Below are 14,045 nucleotides of genomic sequence, written 5' to 3' on the forward strand. Positions count from 1 at the left end.
CGTATTATATGGGCGGCCCCTCATGATTACCCCCTACCAGCTTCGGAATGCTTTCGCGCTTGCGGCAATGGCGGTTTTTGGCCTCGCTCATGTAGGTCAGGTAAATGCGGCGGAGGAGAAGAAGGGGTTCTTTTCCAAGGTTTTTGGCGAAAAGGACGAAAAAGCCCCCACACCAGCTCCGAGCACCGAAAAGAGCAAATCCACGCCCCCGTCCACCTCAGGCTCCAAATCGTCCACAGCAGAAAAATCGACTTCTAAATCGAAGTCGGACACGAGCTCGAAGCCGAAGACGATCACCTCGAACGTCAAGAATGAGTCCAAGCCAAGCTCCAGCAATCCCTGGCATGTCATCGACATCGGCGGCCGGGATTACGTGACGTTTGAGAGCATCCGAAACTTCTACAACCCGCTGTTTGGCTTTGAGAGCCTCAAGACTAAGGGAAATCATGTGTGGATCAATTCCGGACGCCTCATCATCAAGGCGGAGGTGGGCTCAAAGTCCCTGCTGATGAACAACATGAAATTCATCCTCAGTTTCCCCGTCACTACGGCAAAGGGGCTGACCGTCGTCTCGCGGCTGGATCTGGTGAAGCTCATCGACCCGATCCTCAATCCCACACACATCGCTGGTGCGGAGTATTTTGACACGGTGGTGGTGGATGCAGGGCATGGTGGCCATGAGCCCGGTGCACGCGGCGTCTATGGCTATGAAAAGGACTTCACACTCCAGCTCGCACAAAAGGTGCGCACAGCACTGATGGCCCGTGGATTCAAAGTGGTGCTCACACGCAGCACAGACACCTTCATCAGCCTGAAAGGGCGGGTGGAAATGGCGAACCAGATCCCGAACAGCATCTTCATCAGTCTGCACTTCAATTACAGTGAGGGCTCTGCCAGTGGGGTGGAGACTTGGGCGCTGACTCCGCAGGGTGCAGCGGCGACCATCAGCCGTGGCGGTGGCTACAACGTCAATGGCACCACCGGAAATCACCAGGATAGCGCCAATATCGCCCTCGCCAGTGCGGTGCATGCCCGCATCACCACCAGCCTGCGCACCGTGGACCGTGGCATCATGCGTGCCCAGTGGAGCGTGCTCACGGGCATCAAAAAACCCGGCATCCTCGTCGAGGGTGGTTTCGTCACGAACCGCGAGGAGTGTGCCCGCATCGCCGCGCCGAATAGCACCTACCAGCAGACCATGGCCGCCTCCATCGCCGATGCGGTGGTGAACTACCGTGAGGCGCTGAAGCCTGTCACGATCCGGCGCTAAGATGCCCGGCGCAGGCGTGTTTTCTATTTATAGATCGGTGCCTGTTGTCACGAATGAATGACACTTCATTAGGTGCGAAATGTGCCGCTATGGCCGTATTTGGCTGCTTGCAGGCTGCATTATATGACAACCTCGACACACCTGATTTTTTCCGCCATGAAACGCTTCCTCGCCTTCCTCTCACTCTCTGCGGGTATCGCCTCCGCTGATGTCAGTCTGCCTGCTGTCTTCAGCGATGGCATGGTTTTGCAGCAGCTCCAGCTCGTGCCAGTATGGGGCACTGCGCAGCCGGGGGAGCAGGTGAAGGTCACCTTTGGTGAGCAGACTCAGCAGGCCACGGCTGGGAAAGATGGCCGCTGGAGCGTCACGCTGAATCCGCTGAACTCTAGCGACAAGCCCGCCGAGCTCATCGTCGCAGGGCGCAGCACACGTACGATCAAAAATGTGCTCGTCGGTGAGGTCTGGGTCTGCTCTGGCCAGTCGAACATGGGCATGACGGTCGCCCGCTCACTCAATCCCGAGGCGGAGGCCGCTGCGGCAAAATTCCCCGCCATCCGCATGTTCAGCGTCGAGCGCCAGCCCGCTCAGGAGTCGCAGACCGACTGCAAAGGGGAGTGGAAGGAGGCGAACAGCGCCAATGTGGGCAATTTCTCCGCTGCGGCCTATTTCTTTGGCCGGCATCTGCACCAGGCACTGAAAGTGCCCGTGGGCCTCATCAATACGAGCTGGGGCGGCACCCGCGTGGAGGCATGGACCAGCCAAGAGGCACTGGCCCAGAGACCATGTGCTCAGGAGATGCTGGCAGACTGGAAGGACGTCTCCTCCAAATGGGATGCCGCAACGGAGCAGGCTGCCTTTGACCAGCGCAAAGCGCAGTGGCAGGCCGAAGTGAAGAAAATCGATGAGCAGAACAAAAAAGCCGCCGCTGGAACTGCCAAGCTGCCACGCCCATCCGCACCACGCCCGCCGGATGATCCGACCAAGACGCCGCATCGCCCCAGTGTGCTTTTTAATGGCATGATCGCCCCACTCATCCCCTACGGCATCAAGGGAGCGATCTGGTACCAGGGCGAGTCGAATCAGCGCCGTGCTGTCCAATACCAAGAGCTACTCCCCACGCTCATCAATGACTGGCGCAAGCGCTGGGACAGTGAATTCCCCTTTTACATCGTGCAGCTCGCCAGCTTCGGCAATGGCAAGCCCACCAGCATTGCTGCTGGCGAGGCGGACTCCTGGGCCGAGCTGCAAGAGGCCCAACTGCTCACCGCACAGACTTTGCCAAAATGTGGCCTCGCTGTCGCCAATGACATCGGTGAGGAAAAAGACATCCACCCGAAGAACAAACAAGAAGTCGGTCGCCGGCTCGCCCTTTGGGCTCTGGCCAAAGATTACGGCAAAACGGGCGCGGTCTTCAGCGGCCCGATGTATCGCAGCAGCAGCATCGAAGGCGGGAAAGTCCGCATTCAGTTCGATCACGTCGGCACAGGGCTAAAGACGCGTGATGGGAAAGCGCCAGGGCACCTCCAGATCGCTGGTGCGGATCAAAAGTGGCACTGGGCGCAGGCCCGAATCGAGGGGGCAGACATCGTCGTCTGGCATGATGCGGTGAAAGAGCCCGTCGGAGTGCGCTACGCCTGGGCTGCCTGGCCTGTGGGTGCAAATTTCATTAATGCCGAAGGCTTACCCGCATCCTGCTTCCGCACAGATCCATTCATCCCCAGCACTCTGGGAGTCGTCTCGCCCTTCAAAGAAACCGTGCCGGTGAAAAAGTAAGCCTCCTCCTCACGGCAGGAAATCACGCAACTCATAGAGCTTCGGGTCACGGATGGGCTCACGGCGGTGTGCTTTGGCCTTCTTCCACATTTGGCCAAAGAGGGCATCGGCAGCCTCACCATCCTCACCTTCAGTGCCCCCCATACCGAACTCGGACTCCAGCTTCTCGGGGTCCTCACCCGCTTCGAGTCGGCGCACCATCTCACGCAGCTCTGGCGGCGTATTGGAGCCCATCATCTCGGTCATCTTGCGCATGAAGCGCCCCAGTTGGCGTGGATCAGGGTTTTCCTCGTCCATGCCAGCCATATCCCGCTCCATCTCGGCCATGAAGCCGTCCATTTTATCCTCGTCGATTCCCGCAAAGGGGTCATTGCCCGTGTCCTCCTTCGCCTTGCCCGTGATGGAGAAAGCAGAAACGCGGCGCTCCATGCGCAGGCCCTGTCCATCAGGGCAAATAGGCACCGCATCACGCTGCGCCAGGCTGCGGGCTAGGAAGGAGTAGAGCTTGTTGTTGTCAGGGCAGTAGAACTCGTAAATCGGCATAGCAAAGGGGCCGGATCATGGCGCAATCCGTGCTCCAGACAAGGAAACAGGCCGCCGGGCCACCATTCTACCGACCAGCCGGAGAATGCATCACCACTTGCCACACCCGCTTTCGCGGCTAGCCTCCGCCCCCTTTTTCCCGAGGCCCCCAAAAACATGACCCCAGATAAAATCCGCAATATCGCCATCATCGCGCACGTCGATCACGGCAAAACGACGCTCGTTGACGGCCTGCTGCGCTCCAGTGGCAATTTCCGCGAAAACCAAGCCATCGCTGAACGCGCGATGGACAGCATGGATCTCGAAAAGGAAAAAGGCATCACCATCAAGGCCAAAAACACCTCCGTTCACTGGAACGACCACATCATCAACATCGTGGACACTCCTGGCCATGCCGACTTCGGCGGCGAGGTGGAGCGCGTCATGAAGATGGTCGATGGCGTGATGCTCGTGGTGGATGCCTACGATGGCCCACAGGCTCAGACACGCTTCGTGCTGAGAAAAGCACTCGAACAGGGCATCAAGCCCATCGTGCTAATCAATAAGATGGACCGTCCGCACATCGAGCCAGAAAAAGTGCACGACAAAGTGCTCGAGCTCCTGCTGGAACTGCACGCCACCGAAGACCAGTTCAATGCACCCTTTGTCTATGGCAGCGCCCGCGCTGGCTGGGTCACGGACAAGCCCGGCGGCGAGCAGCATGACATGACCTACCTCCTCGGGCAGATCGTCAAGCACATCCCCGCACCCAAAGCGGAGCCCGAGGGCTGCTTTGAGATGCTCGTCTCCAACATCGACTGGGACAACTTCGTCGGCCGTGTCGCCATCGGCAAAGTCACCCGCGGCAGCGTGAAGCTCGGCGACCGCGTCTTCCTCCTGGGCAAGACTCCAGATGAAAAGCCCACACCGGTCAAGGTGACGAAAGTCTTCCAATACACCACCCTCACCACGGGCGAGTCCGTGGAGGGCACCGCTGGCGACATCGTCGGCATCTCCGGCTTTGAGGACGTGGACATCGGCCAGACCGTCGCAGGCGCAGCAGATGCACCCGCACTTCCCTTCGTGGCGATCGACCCACCTACCATCGTCATGCAGTTCGCCGTCAATGATGGCCCGCTGGCCGGTCGCGAAGGCGACCACGTCACCTCCCGCAAAATCCGCGACCGCCTTGACCGCGAGCAGAAGATGAACGTCACCATCAGCGTCAAAGACACCGACACCGCTGGTATTTTCGACGTCAGCGCTCGTGGCGCCATGCAGATCGCCGTCCTCGTCGAGCAGATGCGCCGTGAGGGCTTTGAAGTGCTCGTCTCACGCCCCATGGTCATCATGAAGCGCATCAATGATGAGCTCTGCGAGCCCTTCGAGACCCTCTACGTCGATGTACCGGATGAATACCTCGGTGGCGTCATGAAATCGATCTCCGAGCGCAAAGGCAAAATCGAAGACATGAACGCCGAAAGCGGCCGCACCAGTCTCCAGGCCTACGTGCCCACCCGTGGCCTCATCGGCTTCGAATTCGAGCTGATGAACCTCACCAGCGGCCATGGCATCCACAGCCATCTCTTCCGCGAGTACGCCCCCCAGGCAGGCACCATGCAGACACGCACCACTGGCACCCTCGTCAGCACAGAGCCAGGAGAGGCCACCAGCTACGCCCTCGATACCATCCAGGTCCGTGGGAAGCTCTTCATCGCCCCTGGCGACTTGGTCTATGACGGCATGCTCGTGGGTGAAAATCCCCGCGCAGACGATCTCCCCGTCAATCCTACCCGCAGCAAGCAGCTCACCAACTTCCGCAGCGCTGGAAACGACAAAAACGCCCAGCTCGCTCCGCCCCTACGCTTCAGCCTCGAGCGTGCCATCGAGTACATCGCCCCTGATGAGCTCGTGGAAGCCACCCCGAAATCCATCCGCCTGCGCAAACGCGTGCTCGATCACAGCACCCGCCTCCGCGAGCGCAAGAAGATGGAAGCCCAGCTCGAAGGCGGCGAGGATTAATCCCCCTCCACCTTCCCATCGCGCCGACACAGATCGGAAAAGGTCACAGCGCTGCTGGCGTATAGCTGTGCCGCTATGTTCCCAGATTCACGCTACTCCCGCCGCCAGATGCTCCGCGCCGCCTCCTGCGGTTTTGGCTATCTAGCCATGTCGGGCATCGCGGGGGCTAGTCTGGATGCCAGGCCGCCCCAGCTACGCTCCAGGGCACGCCGAGTCATCTTTCTGAACATGGCCGGTGGTCCCGCCCAGTTGGACACCTTTGATTACAAGCCCCAAGTCGGCAAAAAACCGCACGCAGGCTCCATCGCCGAGTTCAAGCGCCGCGGCCAGAGTGGCCTCTGGGTCAGTGAGCTCCTGCCAAACCTCGCCCGCCATGCCGATAAGCTCTGCGTCATCAAATCCATGACGGCGGACACCAGCATCCATGCTCAGTCAATGCTCCAACTCCACACGGGCGACCGCCTGCGCCCCTGCCCCAGCATGGGGGCGTGGGTGGCGTATGGCCTCGGCACGGAGAATCAGAACCTGCCCGGCTTCATCAGCTTCAACACCGCCAAACCCAGCGAATACGCCGCTGCACAGCTCCCATCCGTCTTCAGCGGCACCCCTATCGGCATCAATGGCGAGGACATGTCCCAAGCCACCATCCGTGACATCCATAGTGCGCATCTGCCCCTGCCAGTGAAGCGTCGGCAGCTCGATCTCATCCAGGCCATGAATCGGGACCACCTCAGCCCCCGCCGTGACGAGGCGCAGCTCGAAGGCGTCATCGCAAACTTGGAACTCGGCTTCCGCATGCAGTCCCAGGCCCCAGAGCTGCTGGACCTCAGTCGGGAATCCCGGCTCATGCTCGAGCGCTACCGCGTCGGCACGAATCACGCCGTCGGTACCTGCAAAGGCAGCGACTTCGGTCGCCAGTGCCTCCTCGCCAGGCGCTTCTGTGAAGCCGGCGTGCGCTTCATCGAGATCACCCATGGCAGTTGGGACCAGCACACCGACCACCGCCGTGATCTCACTGCCAACTGCGCCACCACCGATGCCCCCATCGCCGCCCTGCTCGATGATCTCGATGAACGCGGCCTCCTCGACGACACCCTCGTCATCTGGGGCGGCGAATTCGGTCGCCCAGGCCTCACTCCCGGTCAGGACAAAGATCAAACCGGCCACCAGCACCGCGCTTTCACCTTTTGGCTCGCAGGCGGCGGTGTGAAGGCAGGCCACGCCCACGGCAGCACCAGTGAAAATGGCAGCGAAGTCGCCGAAGGTGCCGTCCACTTCCGCGACCTCCACGCCACCATCCTGCACCTACTCGGGCTCGATCACGAAAACCTCGCCATCGTCAGCGGAGGCCGCCGCATCCGCCTCACCGGCCTCCAGGGCGGCAAAGTCGTTCAAAACATCCTCGCCTGAGCCCCGCAGCACTCAGCAGCTAGGCACACGGATCTCCAGCCACTGCGCATCCGCAGAGGCATTTTGCACCGCACGGGCCACATCAGGCATCCCAGCCGGTAAAATGGCAAAATCACCCGCTCGGAAGATTTTCCCCGCGAGCTCGATCTGGCCGCGTGTGACCGCCAAAGTCAGATTTTCGCCCTGTTGGCCGATCTGCGACTGCCCAGAGGCCAGCTTGACCTCAAAATGCTCGCAATTCACCAGCGTGCCATCAGCCGCCATGCGCTGCATCTCCGGCTCGTAGTCGGTGTAGTCGATGCTCGCCAGCGACTCCGCGATGTGCAGCGCACGCGGCTTCCCATCCAGCCCCACGCGGTTCCAGTCAAACACGCGATACGTCGTATCGCTATTCTGCTGGATCTCATAGATCAGCAAACCCGCCCCGATGGCATGAATCCGGCCACTCGGAATGAAAAGGCAGTCCCCCGTCTGCGGATGCAGCACATGCACCACCTCCGCCAGCGTGCCGTTTTGCAGCGCCGCCTCGAAATCGGCACGCGTGACGCCCTTTTTCAGACCCGCATAGATTTTCGCCCCTGGATCGGCATGCGCGATGAACCACATCTCCGTCTTCGGATCACCCCCGAGCTGCGGTGCCACGCTCGCAGGTGGATGCACCTGGATAGACAGATCATCACACGCATCGAGAATCTTCATCAGCAGCGGAAAACTCGCCGATTCATTGCGCAGTGAGCCAAACACCTCCGCGCGATGTTTTTGCCACAGCGCATGCAGCGTCACGCCCTGCTCCGTCGTGCTCATCGCCTCCGCACGGTCACTGACCTCCCACGACTCGCCAAACGGCGTCGTTTCATCCGGCAGCGTGCGACCGAGCACCGTCTCTAAGCGGCGGCCACCCCAGACGCGGGATTGATAATGCGGAGCAAAAGAAATGGGCTGATCAAAAGTCATACGCACAACCAAAGCACGGGGTGCATTGACGTAGCAAGAGCCACTTGCCAAGATACACACCCATGCACCTCGTCGATCCTGCCTTTATCGAAGCTCTGAAACTCTGCACCAGTGCAGACCGCGTGCTCACGCGGGATGAGGATGTGCTGCCCTACTCCTTTGATGGCACCGCCACGCTGAAGCAGCGGCCGGGAGCGGTCGTTTTCCCGCTCACGACAGAGGAGGTCGCTGCATGTGTGCGTCTAGCACGTCAGCACGGCATCGCCGTCGTCACTCGCGGCAGTGGCACCGGACTCAGTGGCGGCAGCGTGCCGCTGGCAGGCTGCCTCGTGCTCTGCCTCGTGCGCATGGACAGGCTCATCGAGCTGGATGAAAAAAACCTCACCCTGCGTGCTCAGAGCGGCGTCATCACCAAAGAGATCGACGATGCATGTGCCAAAGTAGGCCTCTTTTACCCACCAGACCCCGGCTCGATGAAGATCAGCACCATCGGTGGCAATGTGGCGGAAAATTCTGGCGGCCTGCGCGGACTCAAATACGGCGTGACGCGGGATTACGTCATGGGCATCGAAGTCGTGCTCCCAGACGGCACCGTGACCTTCCTGGGCAACAAATGCGTCAAAGATGTGGCTGGTTACTCCATGAAGGACCTCTTCGTCGGCAGTGAAGGCACCTTGGGCATCATCACCGAGGTGCTGCTGAAGGTGCTCCCACGCCCGCAGGCACGCCAGACCATGCTCGCACTCTATGACTCCATGGAGCAGGCCGCAGAGACCATTAGCGCCATCATCGCCGCCAAGATCATCCCCTGCACGCTCGAGTTCCTCGATCGCATGACTGTGGGCTGCGTGGAGGATTTCGCCAAAATGGGCCTACCGACCGATGTGGAGGCCGTCGTCCTCATGGAGACAGATGGCCACCCCGTCGTCGTCGCAGAGGAAGCCGCCCGCATGATGGAGCTAGCCCGCGCCAATGGTGCCCGCGAGGTCCGCGCCGCTAGCAATGAGCAAGAAGGCGCCAAGCTCGCCGCCGCACGCCGCAGCGCCTTCTCCGCACTCGCACGCGTGCGTCCCACCACCATCCTCGAAGACGTCACCGTGCCCCGCAGCGAGCTCGCACGCATGGTCCGCTACATCAGCGACGTCGCCGCCCGCCATCGGCTACAAATCGGCACCTTCGGCCACCTCGGGGATGGGAACCTGCACCCCACCTTTTTGACCAACGAACGCGATCATGAGGAAATGCACCGCGTCGAGGCCGCACTGGAGGAGATCGTCGCAGAGACGCTCAGACTCGGCGGCACCGTCACCGGCGAGCACGGCGTCGGATTGGCCAAAAAAGGCTTCATCAAGCGCCAACTCGGTGAAGGCAGCTACGAGCTCATGCGCACCATCAAGCGTGCTCTCGATCCACAATCACTGCTGAATCCTGGGAAGATTTTCGACCTTTAAGTGCCGCGTAATCCGCTGCGCACCCTCAACTCCTCTCTTGGCAAAGCGCGGCGCTTCTCTCACACTCCGCCCGCCATGCCCGCCGCTGCCAAAAAAGCCTCCAAAGTGCCTTCACGCCCCAATCCTGCCCGTGAACTCGTTTTTGGCGATCTGTGGGAGTTTGATCCAGCGCCCGAGACCGCAGACCCGAAGCTGAAGAAGAAATACGACCTCTTCATCAATGGCCGCTTCGTCGCTCCACGCTCCGGCAAATACTTCGCCACCTACAATCCGGCCACAGAGGCCAAGATCGCCGACATCGCGCTCGCAGGTGCCGCAGATGTCGATGCAGCCTGCTCCGCTGCGCAGCGGGCCTTCATCGACTGGGGCCGCTTGCCCGGAAAGGAGCGCGGAAAGTACCTCTACCGCATCGCGCGGCTGCTCCAGGATCACGCACGCGAGTTCGCCGTCGCCGAGACCATGGACGGCGGCAAACCGATCAAGGAATCGCGTGACTTTGATGTGCCGATGGCCGCCGCGCATTTCTTTTATCACGCCGGCTGGGCGGACAAACTGGAGTTCCTCGCCCCCGGACGCCAGCTCGCCCCTCACGGCGTCGTCGGGCAGGTCATCCCGTGGAATTTTCCACTGCTCATGCTCGCGTGGAAAATCGCCCCGGCACTCGCAGCGGGCAATTGCGTCGTTTTGAAGCCGGCGGAGACCACCAGCATCACCGCGCTGAAATTTGGCGAGATTTGCCAGGAAGCCGGACTGCCGAATGGCGTCGTGAACATCGTCAGCGGAGCCGCTGAAACCGGCGCGGCAGTCATCAATCATCCGCTGACCTCCAAAGTGGCCTTCACCGGCAGCACGGAGGTGGGCAAGATCATCATGCGCAGCCTCGCAGGCACCGAAAAGAAGCTCACGCTCGAACTCGGCGGCAAGGCCGCGAACATCGTCTTTGACGACGCACCGCTCGATCAGGCCGTCGAGGGCATCGTGAACGGCATCTTCTTCAATCAAGGCCACGTCTGCTGCGCAGGCTCGCGACTGCTCGTGCAGGAAAGCATCGCCGATGAAGTGCTCGCCAAACTCAAGCGCCGCATCGCCACGCTGCGGGTGGGCGATCCGCTCGACAAAAACACCGACCTCGGAGCCATCAATAGCGCCGAGCAGCTCGCCAAGATCACCGACCTCGTCAAAAGCGGCGTCGAAGAAGGCGCGGAGAAGCACGACAACGCCTGCAAGCTGCCCGCGAAAGGCTTCTTCTTCCGTCCCACGATCTTCGCGAACGTCAGCATGAGCCACCGCATCGCCCGCGAGGAGATTTTCGGCCCCGTGCTGAGCATCCTCACCTTCCGCACACCGGAAGAAGCCGTCGAAAAAGCCAACAACACCCCCTACGGCCTCAGCGCCGGCGTCTGGACCGACAAAGGCAGCCGCATCCTCAAAATGAGCACGCTGCTGAAGGCTGGCGTCGTCTGGGCGAACACGTATAACAAGTTTGATCCCACCAGCCCGTTCGGAGGCTTCAAAGAGAGCGGGTTTGGCAGGGAAGGTGGGAAGCAGGGATTGCTCGATTATCTCAAATCTTACTGACCATGAAAATCCACCTTTCGACCTTTCGTGCTGAGGCAATCCTCTGCCTCATCGTTCTACTCGTGGCGAACTCATATGCTTTTATCGTCACAGATGGTCGTGGCTTCTTTCGAGTTGCTGTTACTGTTCATGATGGCCGTGACTTGTCTCCTGTTGAAGGCGTCATGCTGACCATGAGTGAAGCAGGCGAAGAGTCAGCAAAGAGTGATGCCAACATGAGAGAGCACGTGAAGATGTTTCTGCCCCAAAAGACCGGTCAACACGGAGATGCTTTTGTTTACTATTACGGTGGCTTTAGCTCGGAGTCCGATGCCCAAGGCAAGTTAAAATACAGCCAGCAAGTTCGAGGAAAGCTCAAGGTGGAAAAAGCAGGGTTCAAATCGGTTGTCATAAAACTCGAAAACGCAATCGGCCCCGTTTTCAGCTCATCAAGTTCCCTTCCACTGATTGAAATCCGATTGGAACCCGAATCCAAGTAACTCACATGTCCCAACGTCTCCACATCACCAAAACCCCCAAATGCTACGTCGGCGGCGCTTTCATTCGCAGTGAGAGCGGGCGCGTGGCGGAGCTGCTGGATGCGACGGGGGCATTCTTTGCGAACATCCCGCAGTGCACGCGGAAGGACCTGCGCAATGCTGTCGAGGCGGCGGCGAAGGCGGGGCCCGGGTGGGCGAAGAGATCGGCCTTCAATCGCGGGCAGATCCTGTATCGGCTGGCGGAGATGATGGAGGCTCGCGGAGTCGAACTGGCGGATAGCATCACGCTGAGCGGTGTATCGAAAGCGGAGGCCTCGCGGGAGGTGGCGGCGGCGATCGAGCGGGTGGTGCACTACGCAGGATGGACGGATAAGTATGAACAAGTGCTCGGCAGCGTGAATCCGGTGGCCTCGGCGCATTTCAACTTCACCGTCACCGAGCCGATGGGCATTGTGGGCATCCTCGCGCCGGATGAGGCACCGGTTTTGGGCCTGTTGTCGCTCATTCTGCCAGCGATCACGAGCGGGAACTGCGTGGTGGCGCTGGCGAGCACGACGCAGCCTTACCCGAGCATTCTTTTGGGCGAAATGCTGGCGACGAGCGATCTGCCGGGCGGCGTGGTGAACTTGCTGACGGGCCTGCGCAGCGAAGCTGATCCCCACCTTTGCCACGCACGAGCATCTCCGCGCCATCAGCGGTGTTTTAAATGAGGAAGAGCGAAAAGCGATGCGCCTCGGCGCGGCGGAGAGCGTGAAGCGCGTGCATCTGCGCAAGGCCGAGGAGCCCATCGACTGGCTCGCGGACAAAATGCAGGGCGCGGAGGAGATCCGGGCGCTGGTGGAATTCAAGACGACGTGGCACCCCGTGGCGACGTGATGAATTGGGGTAGCCGAGGGCAAGATCAGAGGGGATCCGGTTCGGTAAAATAGGCCGATCTCAAATAATAAGCCGAATAATAAGCCAGGTTCAAAGTTGTTGCCGCCGCTGGCAATGCAGGAATGAAGCGGGGGGAGACAGTGGGGCTTTTTATGGATCGACGAGCAATGGTGCCCACAGGGTGTCCCCAGGGGCGATTTGGGGTGTTTTGCCGTCTGGGGGGAGCGTGGTGGCGATGGCAGCGCGGAGCTGGGTGCTGAGTCGGGCCACGGTCTGGGCGTGCTCGGGCTGTTCGGCGAGGTTGGTGAGCTCTTTGGGGTCGTTTTCGTGGTTGTAGAGCTCGCGACCCCGGCGGCCTTCGTCCCATTCGGTGTAGCGGTGACGTGTGGTGCGGATGGAGTAGCCGTAGTGGCGCTCGACGTCGTCCCCGACGGCGGGACTGGCTCCGGCCCGCTTGAAGCCGCCACCGCGCACGACTTGGCTGATGACCCAGCCGCGCCCGGGGCCGTTTTGCGGGTCTTTGAGCATGGGCACGAGGCTCTGGCCCTGGAGATTGGCAGGGGTTTTGACGGAGCAGAGCTCCGCGAGGGTGGGAAAAAGGTCGATGAGGCCTGCGGGGGCTCGGGAAACGCCTGGCTGGATGCCGGGGGCGGCGATGAGGAGGGGGACGCGGGCGCTTTCTTCAAAAAGGCTCTGTTTTTGCCAGAGTCCGTGCTCGCCGAGGTGATAGCCGTGGTCGCTGGTGAAGACGATGACGGTGCTGTCAGTGAGCCCATTTTGATCCAGGGAATCAAGGACGTGACCGACCTGGGCATCTAGGAAGCTGATGGAGGCGAAATAGGCCTGGATGGCGGCGCGGCGGGTGTCGTCGGTGAGTTTGTCCTGCTCTTTTTTGTAGCTGAGGAGGGCGGAGGGCGGGATGTCGGTCTGGTCCTCCTGGACGCGGGTGACGAGGGGGATTTTTTCGATGGGGTAGCCCGCGAACCATTTTTTGGGGGCGACGTAGGGTGTGTGGGGGCGGAAGAAACCGACTGCTAGGAAAAAGGGGCGGTCTTTCTGCCGGCCACAGCGTTCGAGCACCCAGGCGGCTTCGCGAGCCTGGAGGCCATCGGTGTGTTTTTCGTCGGGCTGGTCGGAGGCTAGCCAGGAGAGGGTGCCCCCAAATTGGTTGGGGGTGAGGCTGGTGATGAGAGGGTGCTCGATGAGGCGATCACAGCCAGCGGGGTTGATTTCGAGCTCCCAGGAGGCGGGGTCGTCATGGCCGTTGGTGCCGATGGAGTTGGGGACGTTGTAGTGGTAGAGCTTACCGATCCGTGCGGCGAGGTAGCCCTGCTGGCGGAAGGCCTGGGGCATGCTGACCTGGGTAGGGATGGTCTGGCGGAAGAGCTGGCCATTGGACTGGATGCCATTGGTGTTCGGATGAAGACCGGTGAGCATGGAATTCCGGCTAGGTCCACATAGGGGAAATTGGCATGCGGCATTTTCGAAGCGGACGGCTTTAGCGGCGAGGCGGTCGATATTAGGTGTTTTGACGATAGAATGGCCGTAGCAGCCGAGGGAGGCGTTTAAGTCATCCGCGATGAGGAAAAGCACGTTTTTGGCCGCTGGGGCGGCATAGGCTCGACTCAGCAGTATCGAGGAGGAAAGAGCCAGTAGGGTGACGAATAGCGAAAAGCGCATGGTACAAGGCAAAACGGCAGGGTGGAGGAG

Annotated in this window: 12 protein-coding genes; 9 read left to right on the top strand and 3 right to left on the bottom strand. The window is 60.6% G+C overall.

Translation table 11 applies throughout. From position 1 onward, the window contains the following. Positions 1-22: 22 nt before the first annotated feature. Complete coding sequence (locus IPK32_08245; protein ID MBK8091960.1) at positions 23-1,270, top strand: N-acetylmuramoyl-L-alanine amidase; 1,248 nt, start codon at positions 23-25, stop codon at positions 1,268-1,270. Positions 1,271-1,426: 156 nt separating this feature from the next. Continuing rightward, positions 1,427-3,043 (top strand): sialate O-acetylesterase, encoded by a 1,617-nt coding sequence (locus IPK32_08250; protein ID MBK8091961.1) that lies wholly within the window; start codon positions 1,427-1,429, stop codon positions 3,041-3,043. A gap of 9 nt (positions 3,044-3,052) precedes the next feature. Here IPK32_08250 and IPK32_08255 read toward each other — a convergent pair whose 3' ends face one another. Continuing rightward, positions 3,053-3,586: a cytochrome C gene (locus IPK32_08255; GenBank protein ID MBK8091962.1), complete on the bottom strand. Its 534-nt coding sequence runs from the start codon at positions 3,584-3,586 to the stop codon at positions 3,053-3,055. A 156-nt stretch (positions 3,587-3,742) separates the two neighbouring features. Here IPK32_08255 and typA point away from each other — a divergent pair, with 156 nt between their 5' ends. Continuing rightward, on the top strand, positions 3,743-5,587 hold the full coding sequence (typA, locus tag IPK32_08260; protein MBK8091963.1) for a translational GTPase TypA: 1,845 nt from the start codon (positions 3,743-3,745) through the stop codon (positions 5,585-5,587). A 75-nt stretch (positions 5,588-5,662) separates the two neighbouring features. Then, positions 5,663-6,997, top strand: a complete 1,335-nt coding sequence (locus IPK32_08265) for a DUF1501 domain-containing protein (protein ID MBK8091964.1) — start codon at positions 5,663-5,665, stop codon at positions 6,995-6,997. 12 nt (positions 6,998-7,009) lie between these two features. Here the strand turns inward: IPK32_08265 and IPK32_08270 are convergent, their stop codons facing one another. Next, entirely contained in the window at positions 7,010-7,951 is a 942-nt protein-coding gene (locus tag IPK32_08270) for a class I mannose-6-phosphate isomerase (protein MBK8091965.1), read from the bottom strand. Positions 7,952-8,013: 62 nt separating this feature from the next. Here IPK32_08270 and IPK32_08275 point away from each other — a divergent pair, with 62 nt between their 5' ends. The 5 genes from IPK32_08275 (at position 8,014) to IPK32_08295 (ending at position 12,335) form a co-directional block, all read left to right on the top strand. Then, complete coding sequence (locus IPK32_08275) at positions 8,014-9,402, top strand: FAD-binding protein (protein ID MBK8091966.1); 1,389 nt, start codon at positions 8,014-8,016, stop codon at positions 9,400-9,402. A gap of 150 nt (positions 9,403-9,552) precedes the next feature. Continuing rightward, positions 9,553-10,980: an aldehyde dehydrogenase family protein gene (locus IPK32_08280; protein ID MBK8091967.1), complete on the top strand. Its 1,428-nt coding sequence runs from the start codon at positions 9,553-9,555 to the stop codon at positions 10,978-10,980. A 2-nt stretch (positions 10,981-10,982) separates the two neighbouring features. Beyond that, a complete protein-coding gene (locus tag IPK32_08285; protein ID MBK8091968.1) occupies positions 10,983-11,459 on the top strand; it encodes a hypothetical protein in 477 nt (158 codons plus the stop codon). A 5-nt stretch (positions 11,460-11,464) separates the two neighbouring features. Continuing rightward, complete coding sequence (locus IPK32_08290) at positions 11,465-12,169, top strand: aldehyde dehydrogenase family protein (protein ID MBK8091969.1); 705 nt, start codon at positions 11,465-11,467, stop codon at positions 12,167-12,169. Between the two features lie 16 nt (positions 12,170-12,185). After that, a complete protein-coding gene (locus tag IPK32_08295) occupies positions 12,186-12,335 on the top strand; it encodes a hypothetical protein (GenBank protein ID MBK8091970.1) in 150 nt (49 codons plus the stop codon). A 150-nt stretch (positions 12,336-12,485) separates the two neighbouring features. Here the strand turns inward: IPK32_08295 and IPK32_08300 are convergent, their stop codons facing one another. Beyond that, positions 12,486-14,015, bottom strand: a complete 1,530-nt coding sequence (locus IPK32_08300) for a sulfatase (GenBank protein ID MBK8091971.1) — start codon at positions 14,013-14,015, stop codon at positions 12,486-12,488. Between the last annotated feature and the right edge of the window lie 30 nt (positions 14,016-14,045).

Source organism: Verrucomicrobiaceae bacterium (assembly GCA_016713035.1).
Taxonomy (GTDB): Bacteria; Verrucomicrobiota; Verrucomicrobiia; order Verrucomicrobiales; family Verrucomicrobiaceae; genus Prosthecobacter.

Bases quoted from the DNA above. Each gene is read 5' to 3' on its own strand.
- IPK32_08245 (MBK8091960.1), top strand. From the start codon at position 23: ATGATTACCCCCTACCAGCTTCGGAATGCTTTCGCGCTTGCGGCAATG.
- IPK32_08250 (MBK8091961.1), top strand. From the start codon at position 1,427: ATGAAACGCTTCCTCGCCTTCCTCTCACTCTCTGCGGGTATCGCCTCC.
- IPK32_08255 (MBK8091962.1), bottom strand. From the start codon at position 3,586: ATGCCGATTTACGAGTTCTACTGCCCTGACAACAACAAGCTCTACTCC.
- typA (MBK8091963.1), top strand. From the start codon at position 3,743: ATGACCCCAGATAAAATCCGCAATATCGCCATCATCGCGCACGTCGAT.
- IPK32_08265 (MBK8091964.1), top strand. From the start codon at position 5,663: ATGTTCCCAGATTCACGCTACTCCCGCCGCCAGATGCTCCGCGCCGCC.
- IPK32_08270 (MBK8091965.1), bottom strand. From the start codon at position 7,951: ATGACTTTTGATCAGCCCATTTCTTTTGCTCCGCATTATCAATCCCGC.
- IPK32_08275 (MBK8091966.1), top strand. From the start codon at position 8,014: ATGCACCTCGTCGATCCTGCCTTTATCGAAGCTCTGAAACTCTGCACC.
- IPK32_08285 (MBK8091968.1), top strand. From the start codon at position 10,983: ATGAAAATCCACCTTTCGACCTTTCGTGCTGAGGCAATCCTCTGCCTC.
- IPK32_08290 (MBK8091969.1), top strand. From the start codon at position 11,465: ATGTCCCAACGTCTCCACATCACCAAAACCCCCAAATGCTACGTCGGC.
- IPK32_08295 (MBK8091970.1), top strand. From the start codon at position 12,186: ATGCGCCTCGGCGCGGCGGAGAGCGTGAAGCGCGTGCATCTGCGCAAG.
- IPK32_08300 (MBK8091971.1), bottom strand. From the start codon at position 14,015: ATGCGCTTTTCGCTATTCGTCACCCTACTGGCTCTTTCCTCCTCGATA.